Below are 23809 nucleotides of genomic sequence, written 5' to 3'. Positions count from 1 at the left end.
TTAATCAACAAGTAAAATGAGGTCTTAAAGTCTTGTTTACCATAGGTTACAATCGTACAGGAAAAATGCGAATACAACTATCGATCATTAGTGGACATTTACGACGAAATAATGCAAAAAAATCCCCTGGATGATTTTTCATCCAAGGGATTCTTCATAAATCGAAATAACAATACTTTCTATGTATTTTTAATCCGATTATTCTTCATCATCACGTTTACGGCGTTTCGCAAACAGACCTAGACCAGTCACGGCTGCCAAAGCTCCAAGGAGTACAGATGATTTGGAAGCTTCTGTACCTGTATTTGGCAATTGCTGTCTTGACTTACCTGCTGATTCTGATGGTGTTTCAGAAGATAATGTGTTTGCTGATGCTGATACGCTGGCTGAAGCTGACGCACTTGTTGATGCTGACTCAGATGCTGATGTGCTTGCTGATTCTGATGCACTTGTGGACGCTGACTCATACGTGCTTGTGCTGGCTGATTGGCTTGCACTTGTTGAAGCCGACTGACTAGCTGAGGTGCTGGCTGATTGACTTGCACTTGTCGATGCTGACTGACTAGCTGACGTGCTTGCTGATTGACTTGCACTTGTTGAAGCTGATTGACTTGCTGATGTGCTTGCTGATTGACTTGCACTTGTCGATGCTGACTGACTAGCCGATGTGCTTGCTGATTGGCTTGCACTTGTTGAGGCCGATTGACTAGCTGATGTGCTGGCTGATTGGCTTGCACTTGTTGAAGCCGACTGGCTAGCTGAGGTGCTTGCTGATTGGCTTGCACTTGTCGATGCCGACTGACTAGCTGAGGTGCTTGCTGATTGGCTTGCACTTGTCGATGCCGACTGACTAGCACTTGTGCTTGCTGATTGACTTGCACTTGTTGAAGCTGATTGACTAGCTGAGGTGCTTGCTGATTGGCTTGCACTTGTTGAAGCCGACTGGCTAGCACTTGTGCTTGCTGATTGGCTTGCACTTGTTGAGGCCGACTGACTAGCTGACGTGCTTGCTGATTGACTTGCACTTGTTGAGGCCGATTGACTAGCTGAGGTGCTTGCTGATTGGCTTGCACTTGTCGATGCTGACTGACTAGCTGAGGTGCTTGCTGATTGGCTTGCACTTGTCGATGCTGACTGACTAGCCGATGTGCTTGCTGATTGACTTGCACTTGTTGAAGCCGACTGGCTAGCTGACGTGCTTGCTGATTGGCTTGCACTTGTTGAAGCCGACTGACTAGCACTTGTGCTTGCTGATTGACTTGCACTTGTCGATGCTGACTGACTAGCACTTGTGCTTGCTGATTGGCTTGCACTTGTCGATGCGGACTGGCTTGCACTTGTCGATGCGGACTGGCTTGCACTTGTCGATGCCGACTGGCTAGCTGACGTGCTTGCTGATTGGCTTGCACTTGTTGAAGCCGACTGGCTCGCACTTGTCGATGCCGACTGACTAGCACTTGTGCTTGCTGATTGACTTGCACTTGTTGAAGCCGACTGGCTAGCTGAGGTGCTGGCTGATTGGCTTGCACTTGTTGAGGCCGATTGACTAGCTGATGTGCTGGCTGATTGGCTTGCACTTGTTGAAGCCGACTGGCTAGCTGAGGTGCTTGCTGATTGGCTTGCACTTGTCGATGCCGACTGACTAGCTGAGGTGCTTGCTGATTGGCTTGCACTTGTCGATGCCGACTGACTAGCACTTGTGCTTGCTGATTGACTTGCACTTGTTGAAGCTGATTGACTAGCTGAGGTGCTTGCTGATTGGCTTGCACTTGTTGAAGCCGACTGGCTTGCACTTGTGCTTGCTGATTGGCTTGCACTTGTTGAAGCCGACTGACTAGCACTTGTGCTTGCTGATTGACTTGCACTTGTCGATGCTGACTGACTAGCACTTGTGCTTGCTGATTGGCTTGCACTTGTCGATGCGGACTGGCTTGCACTTGTCGATGCGGACTGGCTTGCACTTGTCGATGCCGACTGGCTTGCACTTGTCGATGCGGACTGGCTTGCACTTGTCGATGCCGACTGGCTAGCTGACGTGCTTGCTGATTGGCTTGCACTTGTTGAAGCCGACTGGCTTGCACTTGTCGATGCGGACTGACTAGCCGATGTGCTTGCTGATTGGCTTGCACTTGTCGATGCTGACTGACTAGCCGATGTGCTTGCTGATTGACTTGCACTTGTTGAAGCCGACTGACTAGCACTTGTGCTTGCTGATTGGCTTGCACTTGTCGATGCCGACTGACTAGCACTTGTGCTTGCTGATTGACTTGCACTTGTTGAAGCCGACTGGCTAGCTGAGGTGCTGGCTGATTGGCTTGCACTTGTCGATGCGGACTGACTAGCCGATGTGCTTGCTGATTGGCTTGCACTTGTCGAAGCCGACTGGCTAGCTGAGGTGCTTGCTGATTGGCTTGCACTTGTTGAGGCCGACTGGCTAGCTGACGTGCTGGCTGATTGGCTTGCACTTGTCGATGCTGACTGACTAGCACTTGTGCTTGCTGATTGACTTGCACTTGTTGAAGCCGACTGGCTAGCTGAGGTGCTTGCTGATTGGCTTGCACTTGTCGATGCGGACTGACTAGCCGATGTGCTGGCTGATTGGCTTGCACTTGTTGAAGCCGACTGACTAGCTGACGTGCTTGCTGATTGGCTTGCACTTGTTGAAGCCGACTGACTAGCTGAGGTGCTGGCTGATTGACTTGCACTTGTCGATGCTGACTGACTAGCTGACGTGCTTGCTGATTGGCTCGCACTTGTTGAAGCCGATTGACTTGCTGAGGTGCTTGCTGATTGGCTCGCACTTGTCGATGCTGACTGGCTAGCTGAGGTACTTGCTGATTGGCTCGCACTTGTCGATGCACTTTGGCTTGCAGACGTGCTGGCTGATTGACTCGCACTTGTTGAAGCACTTTGGCTTGCTGACGTGCTTGCTGATTGACTCGCACTTGTTGAAGCACTTTGGCTTGCAGACGTGCTTGCTGATTGACTCGCACTTGTTGAAGCACTTTGGCTTGCTGACGTGCTTGCTGATTGACTCGCACTTGTTGAAGCCGACTGGCTAGCTGAGGTGCTGGCTGATTGGCTTGCACTTGTTGAAGCCGACTGACTAGCACTTGTGCTGGCTGATTGACTTGCACTTGTTGAAGCCGACTGGCTAGCTGAGGTGCTGGCTGATTGGCTTGCACTTGTTGAAGCCGACTGACTAGCACTTGTGCTTGCTGATTGACTTGCACTTGTTGAAGCCGACTGGCTAGCTGAGGTGCTGGCTGATTGGCTCGCACTTGTTGAGGCCGACTGACTAGCTGAGGTGCTGGCTGATTGACTTGCACTTGTTGACGCTGACTGACTAGCCGATGTGCTGGCTGATTGGCTTGCACTTGTTGAAGCCGACTGGCTAGCTGACGTGCTGGCTGATTGGCTGGCACTTGTTGAGGCCGATTGACTAGATGAGGTGCTGGCTGATTGGCTCGCACTTGTGCTGGCTGATTGGCTAGCTGACGTGCTGGCTGATTGGCTCGCACTTGTTGAAGCCGACTGACTAGCACTTGTGCTGGCTGATTGGCTCGCACTTGTTGAAGCCGACTGACTAGCACTTGTGCTGGCTGATTGGCTCGCACTGGTCGATGCGGACTGACTAGCTGACGTGCTGGCTGATTGGCTGGCACTTGTTGAGGCCGATTGACTAGCTGAGGTGCTGGCTGATTGGCTTGCACTTGTTGAAGCCGACTGGCTAGCTGAGGTGCTGGCTGATTGACTTGCACTGGTCGAGGCTGACTGACTTGCGCTCGTGCTGGCTGATTGGCTTGCGCTGGTTGAAGCCGACTGGCTAGCTGATGTACTTGCTGATTGACTTGCACTGGTCGAGGCGGACTTAGACGCGCTCGTGCTGGCTGATTGGCTCGCACTGGTCGATGCGGACTTAGACGCGCTCGTGCTGGCTGATTGACTTGCGCTGGTCGATGCGGACTTAGACGCGCTCGTGCTGGCTGATTGACTTGCGCTGGTCGATGCGGACTTAGACGCGCTCGTGCTGGCTGATTGACTTGCGCTGGTCGATGCGGACTTAGACGCGCTCGTGCTGGCTGATTGACTTGCGCTGGTCGATGCGGACTTAGACGCGCTCGTGCTGGCTGATTGACTTGCGCTGGTCGATGCGGACTTAGACGCGCTCGTGCTGGCTGATTGACTTGCGCTGGTCGATGCGGACTTAGACGCGCTCGTGCTGGCTGATTGACTTGCGCTGGTCGATGCGGACTTAGACGCGCTCGTGCTGGCTGATTGGCTCGCACTGGTCGATGCGGACTTAGACGCGCTCGTGCTGGCTGATTGGCTCGCACTGGTTGACGCGGACTTAGACGCGCTCGTTGAAGCACTTTGGCTGGCACTGGTTGACGCTGATACTGACGCACGGTAATCTGAGTCAGATATATTTGGCGTTACCGTATTTACCGTTCCATCTTTATAAGTAATGGTTACCGTTCCATTCTCTGCAATAGAATAACTTCTGATACGGTTTGCAGTCTCAGGGTTCGCTGTTTTCACAGCAGCTAAGATTTCATCTTTCTCACGCTGACTCAGAGCGTTTGGATGTTTAACTTGGAAGACTACTGACGGCTTCTTACCAGGGAATTTCTCATTCAACTTCCCTTGGGCGACAACTACTGTTGGAGTTCTCGATTCATTATTAGACAAGTCCACAGCTTTTACACCAAGTGTCCATCTATTTCCATCTGCATGTGGCTGATTAGGATTATAAGTAGCTGTATACTCTAAAGTAGCAGGAGCATTCGTTGGTTTATTCTTGAATCCTAGTGCACTATCATTCGAAGAATAGTCACCTGAGAATATTCTATCTTTATCTGATGTACCATCGTAAAGTTTCAAATCTCTAAGTTTACCACTATTATCTGAACCTTTTAAGACAACCTTAACTTCGTCTCCTGCAAAAATCTCGTATCCACTCGTACCAGGACGGACATTATTTTTCGGAGAAAGTTTTTCCCACTTACCATTATTCTTGACATAGATTTCAAATTCAGGGTTTGGAGATACATTTTCTTTAGTAATTATATTAGAAGATGTGTCAGATTGAAGAGTTACATTGCTACCATTTGGATCCCTAACAACCATTTCTTGTTTAACCGTTACATTTCTTGTAGGCAACAAACCATTATTGGTATCAGTAACCCGTTTCAACTCAGACGGTTCAAACGTCACACTTGCTCCAGTAGACTTTTTAGTAAAGGTTTCGGTACCAATGGTTAAAGTGACTGTTGCTCCTGGTATTACATCTGTCACTGTAATACTACGATTTGGCAGACCTCCTTGTAGCTTCACTTGACTATCTGCGATTCGTGGTGGGTTCGGTCTAACTTTGATAGTTACAGGAACATTTGTACTGTTGCCTGCTTTATCTGCAGAACCTTGTGGTAAAGTAACTTTAACTTCTTTCTTATAGATACCTGGAGCTGAAGCATCAGGTCTGGATACCCATTCATAAGTTGTTCCAGTAGGAATCGCCACTCTAGAATCAGAATTTTTAAGTGCATTGCCAGGATTGGCAATAATATCATTTAGCGGAGTTGTATCCCCAACTTTTGTAGTATATTCTTGTTTAGCTACTGGATCCACTACTGTATAAGTAAAGCTTGTCTCACTTGTCAAAGCACGATCTTGTGCAGACGGAGTTCCAAAGCGTCCTGTTGGATAAGTTGCTTTTGCAGTATAGGTTGTACGGTGTGTCGTAGCTGCAGAGTCAGTTGTATGCCAGACATCACTAAATTTAGGTGACCCAGTTCGATTATTTAGTGGTGCACTTGCATTATTATTCAGACGATATTCATAAGCAAATGTAGTCCCCGAAGGAAGAGATGGACTATTGATATAAAGATATGAATCTCCACCTATATTATTAGCATAGCTACTGCCAACAGTTCGATCACCTGAAGCTGCTTTAAAGGCATAAAACTGACCAGTAACTCCATTCTTGGTTTTAGTCTCTATCTTTTGATAGACTCTGTAATTATATGTTAAATCCGTAGTAGTATTATCTGGATGAGTTACCGTTAAGATTGCAGTTCTAGGGTTCTCTCTGTCCCCCATCGCTGTCATTGTAGGAGCTTGCCCTTGTTTCCATGCAAATCTTGTCCCACTAGGGAAGTCAGAAGCTCCGCCAACTGGACGCACAAGACTTCTTGGATTTATATTAGATAAAGGCTCGTCGCTAACTGCATAAAAGTGCTCAGTTGTTTTCTCTACACCATACTTAACATTGTTTGTGACTGTATCCGTGGTTTTATCACGATAAGTAATGGTAACATCTCCATTATTAGCTACACTGATTGATCCTTCTTCAGATCCTTTTTTGTAGTCTGTACTTGAAAGAACGCTTGCATTAGCTGCTTTAAAGTTAGCCAATACTTGCTCTCTTTCCGCCGGACTTAGATTTTTCGTATTATTAACTGCGACAGTCGCACCACTCACAGGGTTTTGTCGCTCGTTAAATCCTTTGACATGGAAATTGGTAGTGGCTGTAGCAGGCTGACCATCAATATCTGTAACTGTATATTCAAGAGGATAGGTACCTGGTTTATACGGTTCCCAAGCAGTACCTTTACGACCAAGCGTTCCTGTTATATCAATGTTATATGATTTTTGGAATCCTGTTCGCCTTCCTTGATAATCATAGGTCCACAAATCCCCTGGACCTCTTCTACTAGTAGCAGGATAGTTTGGGGAAGTTACACCTGTAATGATAGCATTGGAGTCAGAAGCCTTGATTTTATCCATCCCTCTATCATCACGTAATTGTATCTGAAAATTCGTGATGGCATCATCATTATAAAAAGTGACATCAGATGGCATCTTAATCGTAGGCGGATTAGAGGCTGCACGGCTCTGACCTGCTGCACGATTAGGAACTACTATACTTCTATTCATACGTGGGGCATGCGATACTCTAGTAGCTACTTCATTATGCATAGAAGGAGTATCGTCCCCAAAAGTATCCGCACTTGTAAATGGTTGGCTACTTGTAGCAACTCTTGCATCCAATGTTGCAGTTGCTGACTTATCATTTACAGTAGCATGAACTTCAATCGTTGCTTCTAGGTTTCTTTGTTTATCATGGCGGATATCATAGACATACTCATTTCCTGAGCCACCACGTTTCTCCATTTCTTGTACATTATTAAAGATCACACGAGTAATAGTCGTATTAGGATCTACATCCGCAATCAGCCCTACATGATGCAAGGCACTGTTCGCGTGCATATTGATACGCCAAACAACTTCATTACTATTTCTATCATATCTACCAGACTCAATTGAAGCTGTCGTTCCATGACTAGAGAATGATGCCCTAGGAGACGCTCCTCTCTCTAGCGCTTGTCCGTTACGACTATCACGTTGACCTGAATGTGCACCTAAAACAGCATTGACAATGGAATTACGAGCAGAGGTAGCTTTTTGTACTACTGATGTCAAATCACTAGTCGGATCCGCCAAGGCTTTTTCAATCTCCGTAACGGCAGTATTCACTTTGGTAATAGCAGAGTCCGCATTCGGCAATCCTACAGCTTTAGCCAAGTACTCACCCATCTCAGCTGAAAGTTTGGTTAACTTCTTACGATTTTCATCCTGTTGTTTAGCTGAAACTTCCCTTGTTGCGATGGCACCCGCAGTTACTCCTGCCAAACTACTTATTTCTGCATTCGTATCAACCAAACCTTTTTCCAATTTAGCTGATTCCAATACGGGAGCACTTAGCTTAGAGGTAGGTAATTCTTCTTTAGTCAACTGACTTTCTTTTGACACAGACTCTGCTTTTCCAGAAGTCTCAGAAGCAGTAGTAGAATGTACACTATTGTCTGAAGCCACCATCGACTGACTAGAACTTACAGAGGTACTTGCTGAGACGCTAGCCGAAGTTGATGCGCTTTCTGAAGCGCTTGTTGACATACTAGCAGAAGAACTAACGCTAGCTGATAGACTAGTGGATACTGATTCTGAAGTAGATACACTCTCGCTTGCTGAATTAGACAGACTTGCCGAATTCTCCGCATCCACTTTTGCAGTTGTGCCAAGAACAACTGTATCATGCGTTGCTAGAGCATCTGAACTATCTAACGTTTTTTCAAGAGCTACCGCTTCGTTTGCAAAAACTTTTGTCTGAGTAGCAACAGCCCCACCCAATACAGCTCCTGTAGCTGCAATACCCCTTATAATATCAAGACCTGTAATGGTTTGATTAGTTTGGTTTTCTACTACTTCGGTCATAACTTGAGTAGTGTCTACACCACCACGCAAAACCTTGAACAAGCCAAAAAGAGAGGTTGAGGCTCTCAACCAATGCTTACCGGATTTTACCAGTTTGTATCGAGTCACACGATCAGTTTCGCGATATTGACCCTTTTGACGTCTGAAAAACATTTATTTTTTCCTCCAAAAAGTGCTACAGTGGTCATTTTAATGCAATCGTTTTCTATTATACACAAATCATTATGTTAAGTCAACTTATTTTTTAGTATATTTACTAAAAAATAAAGCATTTTCTGCTTGATTTTGCATGGAGGTCCCATTGAGAAATAAAATTAATATACTAGCTAACCAAATCCCTCATTGACTAGGCTCTAATAAAGAGAAATCCATTATTTTTACCGATTAATACATCATACTTATCCAAAATTAAAAAGAGCATCATTTTCTTCACATAGACATATATATTGTATGTTATTCACGGAACTACTCTCTGTTTCCATTAGAATGAAGAGATAGTAAATTTCAAGAAATATAGCTTAACTACTATATTTCTTGAGCAGACCAGCAAGAAAAAGAGGTATTTTGGTTTTAATTGACTATTAGTAAGGCAAGTAGCTAGACTTGCTGACTCTTACAAAAAAGCCCGTAATACCATAAGATTCACAGGATCTTCTTAACAGGAGATTGATATCAAGCTCTATAGTAGTACCGATTCAAAACCAAGACACCGAGATAGGCAAGCCAACCTCCCATTTGCCACAAGGAAAAAGCCCAAGAATATAGCATCCCTGGACTTCTCTTATTAGGATATTTAAGTCAATCAACATAAAGGTTAGCGATTGTTAGATGACGACGATGAGTTTTACAAATCGATTCCATTTGTAAAACTCAGTTAGTAAGGCAGTTAGCTAGTTCGCCAAATAGCGACTAGCGTCCAACAATTAGGAACTTTAGTTCCAATTATTGGTACTGATTTACATTTTTTCCTCCAACTCTACGTCTGGATACTTATCCGCAAACCAACGGAGGGCAAAATCATTTTCAAAGAGGAATACTGGTTGGTCGAAACGGTCTTTAGCCAAGATATTGCGACTTGATGACATCCGTTCATCCAAATCCTCAGGCTTGATCCAACGAACAGTCTTTTTACCCATTGGACTCATGACTACTTCTGCATTGTACTCGCCCTCCATACGGTGTTTAAAGACTTCAAACTGGAGTTGACCAACAGCGCCTAGCATGTACTCGCTAGTTTGGTAATTCTTATAGAGCTGAATGGCTCCTTCTTGCACCAATTGCTCAATCCCCTTGTGGAAGGATTTTTGCTTCATGACATTCTTAGCAGAAACTTTCATGAAAATTTCAGGAGTAAAGGTTGGCAGTGGTTCAAATTCAAACTTGTTTTTGCCAACAGTCAATGTATCCCCAACCTGATAAGTACCTGTATCATAAACCCCGATGATATCACCTGCCACAGCATTGGTTACATTCTCACGACTTTCCGCCATAAACTGGGTAACATTCGACAGTTTGGCACCCTTACCAGTACGAGGTAGGTTGACACTCATACCACGCTCAAATTCACCCGATACGATACGGACAAAGGCGATACGGTCACGGTGACGAGGGTCCATGTTGGCTTGAATCTTAAAGACAAATCCTGAGAAATCCTTGTCATAAGGATCCACAATTTCGCCGTCTGTTTTCTTGTGTCCATGTGGTTCTGGAGCAAACTTGAGGAAGGTTTCAAGGAAGGTCTGCACACCAAAGTTTGTGAGGGCCGAACCAAAGAAGACTGGTGTCAATTCTCCAGCCAGAATAGCTTCCTCTGAAAACTCATTTCCAGCTTCATTTAATAGTTCAATATCATCCTTGACTTGTTCGTAGAAAGGATTGCTACCAAAAAGCTTGTCCCCATCTTCTAGACTAGCAAAACGCTCATCCCCTTTATAGAGCTCCAAACGTTGGTTATAGAGGTCATACAAGCCTTCAAAGGCTTTCCCCATCCCGATAGGCCAGTTCATTGGGTAGCTAGCAATGCCCAAGACTTCTTCTAATTCTTGTAAGAGGTCTAGTGGCTCACGACCGTCACGGTCCAGCTTGTTCATAAAGGTAAAGACAGGAATGCCACGGTGTTTGACAACCTCAAACAATTTCTTGGTTTGAGCCTCGATACCCTTAGCAGAGTCCACCACCATGACGGCAGCATCCACCGCCATCAAGGTACGATAGGTATCTTCTGAGAAATCCTCGTGCCCTGGGGTGTCTAGGATATTCACGCGCTTACCATCGTAGTCAAACTGCATAACAGATGAAGTAACCGAAATCCCACGTTGCTTCTCGATATCCATCCAGTCAGACTTGGCAAAAGTTCCTGTTTTCTTTCCTTTTACCGTACCAGCCTCACGAATCTCTCCCCCAAAGTAGAGCAACTGCTCAGTGATGGTTGTTTTCCCCGCGTCCGGGTGGGAGATGATGGCAAAGGTACGACGTTTCTTAATTTCTTCTTGAATATTCATAAGTTCTCTTTCTTTGATTCTCTATTCTTTTTCTTGTTTCAATAGTTCAGAATGATTTTTACATTGGATTGTACCATTCCTTTCAACATTCCATTATATCGGATTTTAGCATTTTTTTCAATTTCTATTTTATATCAGACACTGCTAAAGCATAATAATTCCACTTGCAATTTTTAAAATAAATGTTACAATGAATATAGAAAAAGGTGTTGCGTCAACAACACCCCACAGAGCCGTTTAAGACGGTGGCTGTAGTTACATAACTAAAAAATAGCTCGTTAACTCGCCAAAGTTAGGACGGCTATTTTTTTGTCTCTTTTACCAATTCAAGGATGAACTTTAGGAGCGTGATAACAAAGTTACCAGCTACAAACATGAGTGTCAAAGCCTCAAAAGGGGACAAATCTGGTTACTCCTTTCTACTAAGATTTTACAGGTTCTGCACATAAGCATCACCATCCTTTCGATTTCGTAACCACCGTCTTCACTTCTCTGTTAAACTATTGTACCATATATTTTCCCCTTTGAAATCCGCTTTTCAAATAAATCATCATCAAAATCCGTTCTCCATCCTATACCCGTCTTTTTTCATCTTTCCTTCCCTTATTTATAGGAAAATATGGTAAAATAGAACAGACTAAAAATCATCATTTCACGAAAGGATGCAAGATGAAAATTACGCAAGAAGAGGTAACACACGTTGCCAATCTTTCAAAATTAAGATTCTCTGAAGAAGAAACTGCTGCCTTTGCGACTACCTTGTCTAAGATTGTTGACATGGTTGAATTGCTGGGCGAAGTTGACACAACTGGTGTCGCACCTACTACGACCATGGCTGACCGCAAGACTGTACTCCGCCCTGATGTGGCCGAAGAAGGAACAGACCGTGATCGCTTGTTTAAAAACGTACCTGAAAAAGACAACTACTATATCAAGGTACCAGCTATCCTAGACGATGGAGGAGATGCCTAATGACTTTCAACAATAAAACCATTGAAGACTTGCACAATCTCCTGGTCTCTAAGGAAATTTCAGCAACTGAGTTGACACAAGCAACACTTGAAGATATCAAGTCTCGAGAGACAGCTATCAACGCTTTTGTTACCGTCGCTGAGGAACAAGCCCTTGCGCAAGCGAAAGCTATTGATGAAGCAGGAATCGATGCTGATAATGTCCTTTCAGGAATTCCACTTGCAGTTAAGGATAACATCTCTACTGATGGTATTCTCACAACTGCTGCTTCAAAAATGCTCTACAACTATGAGCCTATTTTTGATGCGACAGCCGTTTCCAATGCAAAAGCGAAAGGCATGATTGTCGTCGGAAAGACCAACATGGACGAATTTGCCATGGGTGGTTCAGGTGAGACTTCTCACTATGGGGCCACTAAAAATGCTTGGGATCAAAGCAAAGTTCCTGGTGGCTCATCAAGTGGTTCTGCCGCAGCCGTAGCTTCTGGGCAAGTCCGCTTGTCTCTTGGATCTGATACTGGTGGTTCTATCCGCCAACCTGCTGCCTTCAATGGGATTGTCGGTCTCAAACCAACCTACGGAACGGTTTCTCGTTTCGGTCTCATTGCCTTTGGTAGCTCATTAGACCAGATTGGACCTTTTGCTCCTACTGTTAAGGAAAATGCTCTCTTGCTCAATGCTATTGCCAGCGAAGACGCTAAAGACTCTACTTCTGCTCCTGTCCGCATTGCCGACTTTACTTCAAAAATCGGTCAAGACATCAAGGGCATGAAAATTGCTTTACCTAAAGAATATCTTGGCGAAGGGATTGACCCAGAGGTTAAGGAAACCATTCTTAATGCTGCTAAGCACTTTGAAAAACTTGGTGCTATCGTTGAAGAAGTCAGCCTGCCTCACTCTAAATACGGGGTTGCCGTCTACTACATCATCGCTTCATCTGAAGCTTCATCAAACTTGCAACGTTTTGATGGTATCCGTTACGGCTATCGTGCAGAGGATGCGACCAACCTTGATGAAATCTATGTAAACAGCCGTAGCCAAGGTTTCGGTGAAGAAGTGAAACGTCGTATCATGCTGGGTACTTTCAGCCTTTCATCAGGTTACTACGATGCCTACTACAAGAAAGCTGGACAGGTTCGTACCCTCATCATCCAAGATTTCGAAAAAGTCTTTGCGGATTACGATTTGATTTTGGGTCCAACTGCTCCAAGTGTTGCCTATGACTTGGATTCTCTCAACCACGATCCAGTTGCTATGTACTTGGCTGACCTTTTGACTATCCCAGTCAACTTAGCTGGTCTACCAGGAATTTCGATTCCAGCTGGATTCTCTCAAGGTCTGCCTGTCGGACTGCAATTGATTGGTCCTAAGTACTCTGAGGAAACCATTTACCAAGCTGCTGCTGCTTTTGAAGCAACAACAGACTACCACAAACAACAACCCGTGATTTTTGGAGGTGATAACTAATGAACTTTGAAACAGTCATTGGACTTGAAGTCCACGTAGAGCTCAACACCAATTCAAAAATCTTCTCACCTACTTCTGCCCACTTCGGAAATGACCAAAACGCCAACACTAACGTGATTGACTGGTCTTTCCCAGGAGTACTTCCGGTTCTCAACAAAGGTGTTGTCGATGCCGGTATCAAGGCTGCTCTTGCCCTCAACATGGACATCCACCAAAAGATGCACTTTGACCGCAAGAACTACTTCTACCCTGATAATCCAAAAGCCTACCAAATTTCTCAGTTTGATGAGCCAATCGGTTACAAGGGCTGGATTGAAGTGGAGCTAGAAGACGGTACAACTAAGAAAATCGGTATCGAACGCGCCCACCTAGAAGAAGACGCTGGTAAAAACACCCACGGTACAGATGGCTACTCTTATGTCGACCTCAACCGTCAAGGGGTTCCCTTGATTGAGATTGTATCTGAAGCTGACATGCGTTCGCCAGAAGAAGCCTATGCTTACCTAACTGCCCTCAAGGAAGTTATCCAGTACGCTGGCATTTCTGACGTTAAGATGGAAGAAGGTTCTATGCGTGTGGATGCCAACATCTCCCTTCGTCCTTATGGTCAAGAAAAATTCGGTACCAAGACTGAGTTGAAGAACCTTAACTCCTTCTCAAACGTTCGCAAGGGTCTTGAATACGAAGTCCAACGTCAGGCTGAAATCCTTCGCTCAGGTGGTCAAATCCGCCAAGAAACACGCCGTTACGATGAAGCCAACAAGGCAACCATCCTCATGCGTGTCAAGGAAGGCGCTGCTGACTACCGCTACTTCCCAGAACCAGACCTACCTCTCTTTGAAATTTCAGACGAGTGGATTGAGGAAATGCGTACAGAGTTGCCAGAGTTTCCGAAAGAACGCCGTGCGCGTTACGTGGCTGACCTTGGCTTGTCAGACTACGATGCTAGCCAGTTGACTGCAAATAAAGTCACTTCTGACTTCTTTGAAAAAGCTGTGGCTCTCGGTGGTGATGCTAAACAAGTTTCTAACTGGCTCCAAGGTGAGGTTGCTCAGTTCTTGAACGCTGAAGGCAAGACACTTGAACAAATCGAACTAACACCAGAAAACTTGGTTGAAATGATTGCCATCATCGAAGACGGCACTATTTCTTCTAAGATTGCCAAGAAAGTCTTTGTCCACCTGGCTAAAAATGGCGGTGGAGCTCGTGAATACGTGGAAAAAGCAGGTATGGTTCAAATTTCAGATCCAGCTGTCTTGATTCCAATTATCCATCAAGTCTTTGCGGATAACGAAGCTGCCGTTGCTGACTTCAAGTCAGGCAAACGTAACGCAGACAAGGCCTTTACAGGATTCCTCATGAAAGCAACCAAAGGCCAAGCCAACCCACAAGTTGCCCTTAAACTTCTTGCCCAGGAATTAGCGAAGTTGAGAGAAGAGTAAAAAATAATCTCCAGATTAGGAACTATCAGTGAGTTCTCTAGTCTGGAGATTTTTCAATATACCTCGTTATTGGGGTTTACCTTACCTACATATCCTATTTCAAAAAGCCCTTCCCCTAAGAATAGAGGAAAGGCTTTTCTTGATTATCATAAACTTCAGAATGATAGATAAGCTACTTATTGCGCTTTATACATTTCTTACTCTTTATCATCTTTACGACGTCTTGAAACTAATCCTAAGCCAGTTATTGCTGCTAGAGCTCCAAGAAGGAGAGATGAAGTTGATGATTGAGTACCTGTATTCGGAAGTTCCCGTTTACCATCTACAAATGTTGATTCATTTGAATTCACTATTTGAGTTGATTTATCTGATGTTGCTGTTACATCTGAATGAGCTGGGATATCTGATTGTCCAGGAACATCTGAATGAGAAGGGGTTTCATCATGAATTGGAGTAACCACTTTCTTAAAGATATGAGTTGTTACATTTCCAACTAAAATAGTCTTGACATATTCATAGCCAGTAAATGTTCCCTTATCTTTTGTACCATCTTCTTGAGGTTTTAGAACATTACCTTCAGTATCTTTCCAAACTGTTGATTTACTTTCTTCATTACTTGGAGTTGAAGGTGTTGGTGAATATGGTGTTGAAGAAGATTTCTTAGTATATACATGAATTGTATTTCCATCTTTATCTTTCTTCGTTTCTTTGAATGTGTACTCTGGAATGTCTTTCTTATCCTTTGTTCCTTTATCGGATGGATTGATTTCTTTTCCTTTTTCATCTACATATGATGTTATTTTTTCCTTCACTTCAGGAGTTGGTTTTGTTGGTTCCACCGGTTTATTTGGTTCCACCTCATATACATATGTTACGTTTTGTGGGGTTTCTGTTACTTTGCCACTTTCAGTTCCTTCTGTACGTGCTGGTACTAGGTTGTATACTTTGCCACTTGGCGTTGTAATCTTAATTGGTTTCAACGCTTCTGTTGCTGTATTGAAGTCTTTACCTGTTGGTGCATCTTTTTCTGCATCTTTTGGTGTTTCGTAGCCTTCAATTGTATTACCTTCAGTATCTTTGTATGTTACTGTTACGTTACCTTTAGCTAATTCATATACATATGTTACGTTTTGTGGTTCTTCCGTTACTTTACCTTTTTCAGTTCCTTCTGTACGTGTTGGTACTAGGTTGTATACTTTGCCATCTTTCGTTGTAATCTTACTTGGTTTCAACGCTTCTGTTACAGTAGTATACTCTTTTCCTGTTGGTGATTGTGTTTCCACAGTCTTAGGTGTTTCATAACCTGGAATCTTGTTACCTTCAGTATCTTTGTATGTTACTGTTACGTCACCTTTAGCTAATTCATATACATATGTTACGTTTTGTGGTTCTTCCGTTACTTTACCTTTTTCAGTTCCTTCTGTACGTGTTGGTACTAGGTTGTATACTTTGCCATCTTTCGTTGTAATCTTACTTGGTTTCAACGCTTCTGTTACAGTAGTATACTCTTTTCCTGTTGGTGATTGTGTTTCCACAGTCTTAGGTGTTTCATAACCTGGAATCTTGTTACCTTCAGTATCTTTGTAAGTTACTGTTACATCACCTTTAGCTAATTCATATACATAAGTCACGTTTTGTGGTGTTTCTGTTACTTTGCCACTTTCAGTTCCTTCTGTACGTGCTGGTACTAGGTTGTATACTTTGCCACTTGGCGTTGTAATCTTAGTTGGTTTCAACGCTTCTGTTACAGTAGTATACTCTTTTCCTGTTGGTGATTGTGTTTCCACAGTCTTAGGTGTTTCATAACCTGGAATCTTGTTACCTTCAGTATCTTTGTAAGTTACTGTTACATCACCTTTAGCTAATTCATATACATAAGTCACGTTTTGTGGTGTTTCTGTTACTTTGCCACTTTCAGTTCCTTCTGTACGTGTTGGTACTAGGTTGTATACTTTGCCACTTGGCGTTGTAATCTTAGCTGGTTTCAACACGTCTGTTGCTGTATTGAAGTCTTTACCTGTTGGTGCATCTTTTTCTGCATCTTTTGGTGTTTCGTAGCCTTCAATTGTATTACCTTCAGTATCTTTGTAAGTTACTGTTACGTCACCTTTAGCTAATTCATATACATATGTTACGTTTTGTGGTGTTTCTGTTACTTTGCCACTTTCAGTTCCTTCTGTACGTGCTGGTACTAGGTTGTATACTTTGCCACTTGGCGTTGTAATCTTACTTGGTTTCAACGCTTCTGTTGCTGTATTGAAGTCTTTACCTGTTGGTGCATCTTTTTCTGCGTCCTTAGGTGTTTCATAGCCTTCGATCTTGTTACCTTCAGTATCTTTGTATGTTACTGTTACGTCACCTTTAGCTAATTCATATACATAAGTCACGTTTTGTGGTGTTTCTGTTACTTTGCCACTTTCAGTTCCTTCTGTACGTGCTGGTACTAGGTTGTATACTTTGCCACTTGGCGTTGTAATCTTACTTGGTTTCAACGCGTCTGTTCCTGTATTGAAGTCTTTACCTGTTGGTGCATCTTTTTCTGCATCTTTTGGTGTTTCGTAGCCTTCAATTGTATTACCTTCAGTATCTTTGTATGTTACTGTTACGTTACCTTTAGCTAATTCATATACATATGTTACGTTTTGTGGTTCTTCCGTTACTTTACCTTTTTCAGTACCTTCTGTACGTGTTGGTACTAGGTTGTATACTTTGCCACTTGGCGTTGTAATCTTACTTGGTTTCAACGCGTCTGTTGCTGTATTGAAGTCTTTACCTGTTGGTGCATCTTTTTCTGCGTCCTTAGGTGTTTCGTAGCCTTCGATCTTGTTACCTTCAGTATCTTTGTAAGTTACTGTTACATCACCTTTAGCTAATTCATATACATAAGTCACGTTTTGTGGTGTTTCTGTTACTTTGCCACTTTCAGTTCCTTCTGTACGTGCTGGTACTAGGTTGTATACTTTGCCACTTGGCGTTGTAATCTTACTTGGTTTCAACGCGTCTGTTGCTGTATTGAAGTCTTTACCTGTTGGTGCATCTTTTTCTGCATCTTTTGGTGTTTCGTAGCCTTCGATCTTGTTACCTTCAGTATCTTTGTAAGTTACTGTTACGTCACCTTTAGCTAATTCATATACATATGTTACGTTTTGTGGTGTTTCTGTTACTTTGCCACTTTCAGTTCCTTCTGTACGTGCTGGTACTAGGTTGTATACTTTGCCACTTGGCGTTGTAATCTTAGCTGGTTTCAACACGTCTGTTGCTGTATTGAAGTCTTTACCTGTTGGTGCATCTTTTTCTGCGTCCTTAGGTGTTTCGTAGCCTTCGATCTTGTTACCTTCAGTATCTTTGTAAGTTACTGTTACATCACCTTTAGCTAATTCATATACATAAGTCACGTTTTGTGGGGTTTCTGTTACTTTACCTTTTTCAGTTCCTTCTGTACGTGCTGGTACTAGGTTGTATACTTTGCCACTTGGCGTTGTAATCTTACTTGGTTTCAACGCGTCTGTTGCTGTATTGAAGTCTTTACCTGTTGGTGCATCTTTTTCTGCGTCCTTAGGTGTTTCGTAGCCTTCGATCTTGTTACCTTCAGTATCTTTGTAAGTTACTGTTACATCACCTTTAGCTAATTCATATACATAAGTCACGTTTTGTGGGGTTTCTGTTACTTTGCCACTTTCAGTTCCTTCTGTACGTGCTGGTACTAGGTTGTATACTTTGCCACTTGGCGTTGTAATCTTACTTGGTTTCAACGCGTCTGTTGCTGTATTGAAGTCTTTACCTGTTGGTGCATCTTTTTCTGCGTCCTTAGGTGTTTCGTAGCCTTCGATTGTATTACCTTCAGTATCTTTGTAAGTTACTGTTACGTTACCATTTACTAACTCATATTGATAAGTTACAGTAATTTCGTTTTCTTCAACTTTACCAGATACTGGTTTAGATCCATCTAATAATCCTTCACGTTCAGTAATTAATCGATATACTTTACCGTCTGCTGTAGTAATCTTAGATGCTTTTTTGTCTGCAACATTGTAATCACTGTTAACACTTGCATTTGTTACAGGTTTTAATCCATCAGTTGTTACAGTTTCAGTAGCATCACCAGGCATTGTTGCAGTTCCTGCGATTGGTTGTCCATCTTTATCAACATATTTCACATTTACTGCTGATTTTTTCTCTTTGTAAACGAATGTTACAACTTTATCAGCTTCTGTTACTGTTCCTGTTTCTGGCTCTGAGGTATTGTATAATCCATTGTTTTCAGTTACAAGTTCATATACTTTTCCATCTGCTGTTGTGATCTTAGTAGCTTTTTTCTCAGCTACTTTGTTATCATAACTTGTTCCTAATTCTGCTTCAGTGACTGCTTTTACGCCATCTGCTGTTACTGTTTCAGTTGTAGTTCCTGGCATTGTTGCAGTTCCTGCTAGTGGAGCTCCTGTTTCATCTACATATTTAACAAGTACATTTCCTTTAACTTCTTCATAAACATATGTTACTTCAAGAGTTTTTCCTGATACTACTTGTCCTTCTGCAGCTCCAACGTTTTCTCCGTTTGTTACGACTGCTTCTGCAGAGTAAGTTGCATTAGTTGTAGTAGTACCTTCTTTTGTAACTAGTTTATATTTCTTGTTGTTAAATTCAATTGTTGCTGGTTTTTCATCAGTTTCAGCTGCGTTATAGGCTGTTCCTGGTTTAGCATTTGTAGAATCTTGTACAGATGTTTTAATTTCAGTACCGTCAGTACTAATGTATTTGATGACTACTGAACCTGCTTTTTCGTAGACATAAGTAACTTCTTTTGTTTTACCTTCTTCTACTGTTCCAGTAACTGGTGCTGAGTCAGCTTTTACTCCATTATCAGAAGATACTAGGTAATATACTTCTCCAGTTGCTGTTGTAATCTTATTCGGTTTGTTAGCTGGAGTGCTCGCATCATAATTTGTACCATTTGATACATCTGTTGCATTTGCAACTGCTAACCCTTTTTCTCCAACTTCTGTTGCAGATGTTGCATTATCAAATGTTAATGCACCTGTTAATTTAGTACCATCTGATAATTCATATTTAGTCACTACGCTTCCTAGTAACTCATATTGGTAAGTAACTGTAATTTCGTTTTCTTCTACTTTACCAGTTGCTGGTTTAGAACCTGCTTGTAAACCATCTCTATCAGCAATTAGTCGGTAAACTTTACCATCTTCAGTTGTAATCTTAGTTGCTTTTTTACTTGTAACATCATAGTCAGATTTAATACTTGCGTCTGTTACAGGTTTTAATCCATCTACTGTTACTGTTTCAGTTGTATCGCCAGGCATTGTTGCAGTTCCTGCAATTGGACGACCTTGACTATCTACATATTTAACATTAACACCAGATTTTTTCTCTTTATAAACATAAGTTACTTCTAATGTTTCAGCTTTTACTCGTCCAGTTACTGCTGCAGAATCTTTCTTAAGTCCTGTTGCATCATATTGAACTTCACCTTCAGTTTTTGCTTCAGTTACTAATTCAAAGATTTTTCCTTCTGTCGTTGTAATTTTAGCTGGTTTATTTGTAGCATCAGTTACATTATATTGTGTTCCAGTCGTTACATTATCTTTATCAGTACGGTCGTCTTTAATTTTATTACCTTCTGTATCGATATAGTGAACAACTACGCTTCCTTTTTTCAACTCATAAATATACGTAATTTCTTTATTTCCTTCAGCAACTGTACCAGATGGTTCTGCTTTTGTAGCTTGGTTTACATTCGTTCTCACACCATTAGCATCATATTGAACATTACCGTCTGTCTTAGCAGTAGTTACTAATTCATAAACTTTTCCGTCAGCTGTTTCGTAACGAGTTGGTTTATTTTCCGAAGTTGTAGTATCGTACGCTTCTCCAGTTGGAACATTATCTTTAATAACCTTATCAGCTAAACCAAATCCTCTACCATCAGTATCTTGATATTTAACTCTTACAGTACCTTTGGCTAATTCATAGACATAAGTAATCTCTGTAGTTCCCTCTACTAAATTACCGTAATCTCTTGGTGTGTTTGGTTTCACTCTTCTCAAGTTATAGATTTTTCCATCTTCCAATGTAATCTTATCAGGTCTGAATTTTTCTCTTTTCTCACCTTGAAGAGCACCCATACTAAACCCTGATTTATTAGGTCCTGTAAGCTCTGTACCATCAACATCCGTAGCATTTGTTAATTTTTGATTAGATACATAAGCCTGTTTAGCTTTAATGACATTACCTTCTGTATCTTCATAATTAATATTAATTGAACCTTTTCTAGCCTCATAAAGAACAGTATATTCTTTATTTTCAATTATTTCTCTTGATACAGTTACTGTTACTGGTGATTCTTGCCCAGCAGGAGTATACGTAATATCCATAGTAAATGCTTCAGTTACTGGTCCAATGACAGCATCTTTCTTATTACTAATTGCAGGTAAAGTTGTACTATTACCATTATTATCTTTCGCTACAATTGTAACATTTTGGCCAAATTCTCTCTTATCTTTAGAAATCGTTACCTCACCACTACTTGCATTTAAAGTAAGGTTAGTATCTGTTGTAGTCCATCTATTTCCTTCTTTAGTAACGATAGAAGTAATTGGTTCTTTTTGACCTTTAGGAATATAAGTGATTTCTAATCTTGTAGTTTCTGAAGCTAATGGAGAAATAACTTTATTGCCTCCATTATCCGTTGAAGAAACATTTGTTAATCTACTGTTTGAATCTTTGGTTACTACAGAAATTCCTGTTCCAGCTTTTACCTTATCAGCTGCAATCGTAACTTTTCCTGTAACTGGATCTACTTGAATATCTTCATTTGGAGCTTTCCAAGTAACAATTGGTTCTTTTTCAACATTTTTAATTGTTTCATCATCTTTTCTACCAACTAAAGTATAATCATTATTACCAGTCGGAGAAACTTCAGTTGGCCAATCTAAAGGAGTTGAATTGCGAACTCTTTCCCACGGCCCATAAATTTTCTCTCCAGTTCTGGGGCCCTCTTTAATTGTATAAACGACACGTTTAGCTGGACGTGTATATGTTCTCTGAGGGAAAATGACATTTCCTTCATTATCTTTTTCTACATAGTTGATTGTACGAGTTACATCTTTACGTTCTTCTTTACGATCAGCTTCTACATAAACATAAATTACTTTTTTCGTTTGTTGTTTTTCATAAATACCGTCAGTAGGATCAGACTCATTATGAACATGGCTATAAATATAAGCTTTTCCATCATTAGCTCTATCGATGATACCGTATGATGAAGTAGTATATGGATCATCTTGGAATCCTTTATCAGTAGTTTCTGACATAATATCATTACCTGACAAGTTAACGTGTCTTACTTTTAATTTACCACGTTGATCTTCTGTAATTAATCCTACTTTATTAGATTCTAACCATGTATTTCTTCCATCTTTCAACCAAACTTGTGATTGTCCTTCAACCAAGTTAGGGTTATCTGTATGAACATTAACATCAAAACTTGTTTGGAATTTTTCCCCTTTATTAAGAGTATATTCTCTATCGAATACATATTTAACAGCGGTAACTGTACTCCAGTCCGTAATTTGATCTGCACGAACAAACGGAGCTACTGTTTTTTCAGCATTTGTTCCTTTAGAAGTTGTATATTCCACATGATAATCAGCTGTAGCTGCAATAGGACCTTTCAGACTTGTTTCAGCTACTTTATGTGGTTCACCATAGTTCTTAGGAATCTCAACCATTACTTCTTTTAAAACTGCTGGTGCATCGGCAGCATTTACTACAGATGGGTTAAGAACAACATCTTCACCATTTTTAACGTTGATAATTCCCATTACTCCAACTTCATTTTTCTTCGCAATGGTTAATTGAGTATAGTATTCCGATGCCACTTTTAATGTTACATCTGTACTTGCTTTGACAACTTGTCTTCCAGGTTCATGACCTTCTAAAATGTCTGCACTTAAGCTTGGGTCTTTACCAACTAAACGATTTGATTCTTTGTCCCATACTAAGTATGAATCAATATGATACGTACCGTTTTCTGCTTGACCATTGTTGACAACTTCAAAGGTTAAAGCAACTGGACCATCAGTGTTCAATTGGTTTAAATTTAAGTCAACAGACTTCAAGCCTAAATCTTTTGCTTTAAAGATATAAGCTGTTTTTCCTTTTTCACCTTTATAATCTTTGATAATTTTATCTGGATTAATGGCATCTGTATCTTTAACAACATCTTCATAATTTCCTGCACTGTAGTTCGATCTACCTTGTGCTGAGAACTTGTTTGAAAATAGTTTATTATCCATTGGCATACGGAAATTCGTTAATGGAAGTGCTGAGTCCGCAACAAGCATCACTGTCGCATTTTGAATCTTTTCATCCAAGTCGTCATTATTTAGTACTTTTTTACCATCTACTGTCTTAATGGCATTATTATAGTATTCACTTGCTTTATAACGAACCATAAATGGTACAATTTGTTGACGACTAATATTATTCTTATCATTTCCGCGGTTTGCATCATAACTTGCTGCATTTTTATCACTATTTGGTAATACCGGACTGATAGCTAATTCAGCCGTGAAACGTTCTTTGGTATGAACAGCAGTATTATAACTATCTTTCTTAACTGTTGCTGGATAAGTCATCTTTGTAGCAGCATCTAATGAATTCCCGCTAGTTGATAGACTTACTGCAATATTATTTTCATGACGTGTAATACTATCATCAGCTGCCATCTCTTGCCAATTAGCCATCGTTGTTCTAACAGTCGATCTAAATCCTAATGGAACATAATTATCTCCAGCTTCGATATATTTATCAGCGATATCTGGATGCTCTAAGACTAAACGTGTAAATTGTTTTGATTTATCAATTTCAACTTCTTCATATAATTGATTAGCTGTTGACATTTCTTTTAACTCTTCACGAGTTCCATCTGCTTTTACCCCATATAATTTAAATGGTTTTGCAAATGTATAGTTAAAGCTTTGTTTACTCGCTTCTGAATTATTATAATATTCTAACTTAGTTGTTCCATCTTTTTGAATGACATTTGCATGTGTCTCAGTTAATTGGAAGTGAGTAAAGTAAGTATTTGGTTTATCTGTTGGTACAGAATATACGAAATAATTATTATCTAGTT

7 protein-coding genes are annotated in these 23809 nt (G+C 41.5%); 3 read left to right on the top strand and 4 right to left on the bottom strand.

The window, feature by feature from the left end:
* Positions 1-198: 198 nt before the first annotated feature.
* The 3 genes from FQT24_RS11145 to FQT24_RS11140 all read right to left on the bottom strand — a co-directional run bounded on the left by FQT24_RS11145 (position 199) and on the right by FQT24_RS11140 (position 11154).
* Positions 199-8430 carry an accessory Sec-dependent serine-rich glycoprotein adhesin gene (locus FQT24_RS11145; protein WP_143952922.1) on the bottom strand — a complete coding sequence of 2744 codons (8232 nt, stop codon included), beginning with the start codon at positions 8428-8430 and terminating at the stop codon, positions 199-201.
* Positions 8431-9233: 803 nt separating this feature from the next.
* The gene (locus FQT24_RS10130; protein ID WP_143952921.1) at positions 9234-10778 is read right to left on the bottom strand and encodes a peptide chain release factor 3; all 1545 of its coding nucleotides are present in this window, start codon (positions 10776-10778) and stop codon (positions 9234-9236) included.
* 301 nt (positions 10779-11079) lie between these two features.
* Entirely contained in the window at positions 11080-11154 is a 75-nt protein-coding gene (locus FQT24_RS11140) for a hypothetical protein (RefSeq protein WP_232610068.1), read from the bottom strand.
* A 293-nt stretch (positions 11155-11447) separates the two neighbouring features.
* Between FQT24_RS11140 and gatC the strand changes: the two genes are divergently transcribed.
* The 3 genes from gatC to gatB are packed head-to-tail and all read left to right on the top strand — an operon-like array spanning position 11448 to position 14658.
* Positions 11448-11750, top strand: a complete 303-nt coding sequence (gene gatC / locus FQT24_RS10125; RefSeq protein ID WP_000705419.1) for an Asp-tRNA(Asn)/Glu-tRNA(Gln) amidotransferase subunit GatC — start codon at positions 11448-11450, stop codon at positions 11748-11750.
* Entirely contained in the window at positions 11750-13216 is a 1467-nt protein-coding gene (gatA, locus tag FQT24_RS10120) for an Asp-tRNA(Asn)/Glu-tRNA(Gln) amidotransferase subunit GatA (RefSeq protein WP_143952920.1), read from the top strand. The genes gatC and gatA overlap by 1 nt, the downstream gene beginning before the upstream one ends.
* Positions 13216-14658, top strand: a complete 1443-nt coding sequence (gatB, locus tag FQT24_RS10115) for an Asp-tRNA(Asn)/Glu-tRNA(Gln) amidotransferase subunit GatB (protein WP_143952919.1) — start codon at positions 13216-13218, stop codon at positions 14656-14658. The genes gatA and gatB overlap by 1 nt, the downstream gene beginning before the upstream one ends.
* Before the next feature lie 197 nt (positions 14659-14855).
* On the opposite strand, the gene FQT24_RS11250 is transcribed toward gatB, so the two are convergent.
* Positions 14856-22496, bottom strand: coding sequence for a MucBP domain-containing protein (locus FQT24_RS11250; protein WP_391592445.1), 7641 nt, complete (start codon positions 22494-22496; stop codon positions 14856-14858).
* Between the last annotated feature and the right edge of the window lie 1313 nt (positions 22497-23809).

The sequence above is a fragment of the Streptococcus mitis genome, assembly GCF_901542415.1.
Lineage (GTDB): Bacteria > Bacillota > Bacilli > Lactobacillales > Streptococcaceae > Streptococcus > Streptococcus mitis_BL.
Note: the sequence above shows the minus strand (reverse complement) of the source record. Positions and strands in the feature narration are given on the sequence as shown.

Coding starts and splice junctions, on each gene's coding strand:
- FQT24_RS10130 (WP_143952921.1), bottom strand. CDS start 10,778: ATGAATATTCAAGAAGAAATTAAGAAACGTCGTACCTTTGCCATCATC.
- FQT24_RS11145 (WP_143952922.1), bottom strand. CDS start 8,430: ATGTTTTTCAGACGTCAAAAGGGTCAATATCGCGAAACTGATCGTGTG.
- gatA (WP_143952920.1), top strand. CDS start 11,750: ATGACTTTCAACAATAAAACCATTGAAGACTTGCACAATCTCCTGGTC.
- gatB (WP_143952919.1), top strand. CDS start 13,216: ATGAACTTTGAAACAGTCATTGGACTTGAAGTCCACGTAGAGCTCAAC.
- gatC (WP_000705419.1), top strand. CDS start 11,448: ATGAAAATTACGCAAGAAGAGGTAACACACGTTGCCAATCTTTCAAAA.
- FQT24_RS11250 (WP_391592445.1), bottom strand. CDS start 22,496: ATGGGAATTATCAACGTTAAAAATGGTGAAGATGTTGTTCTTAACCCA.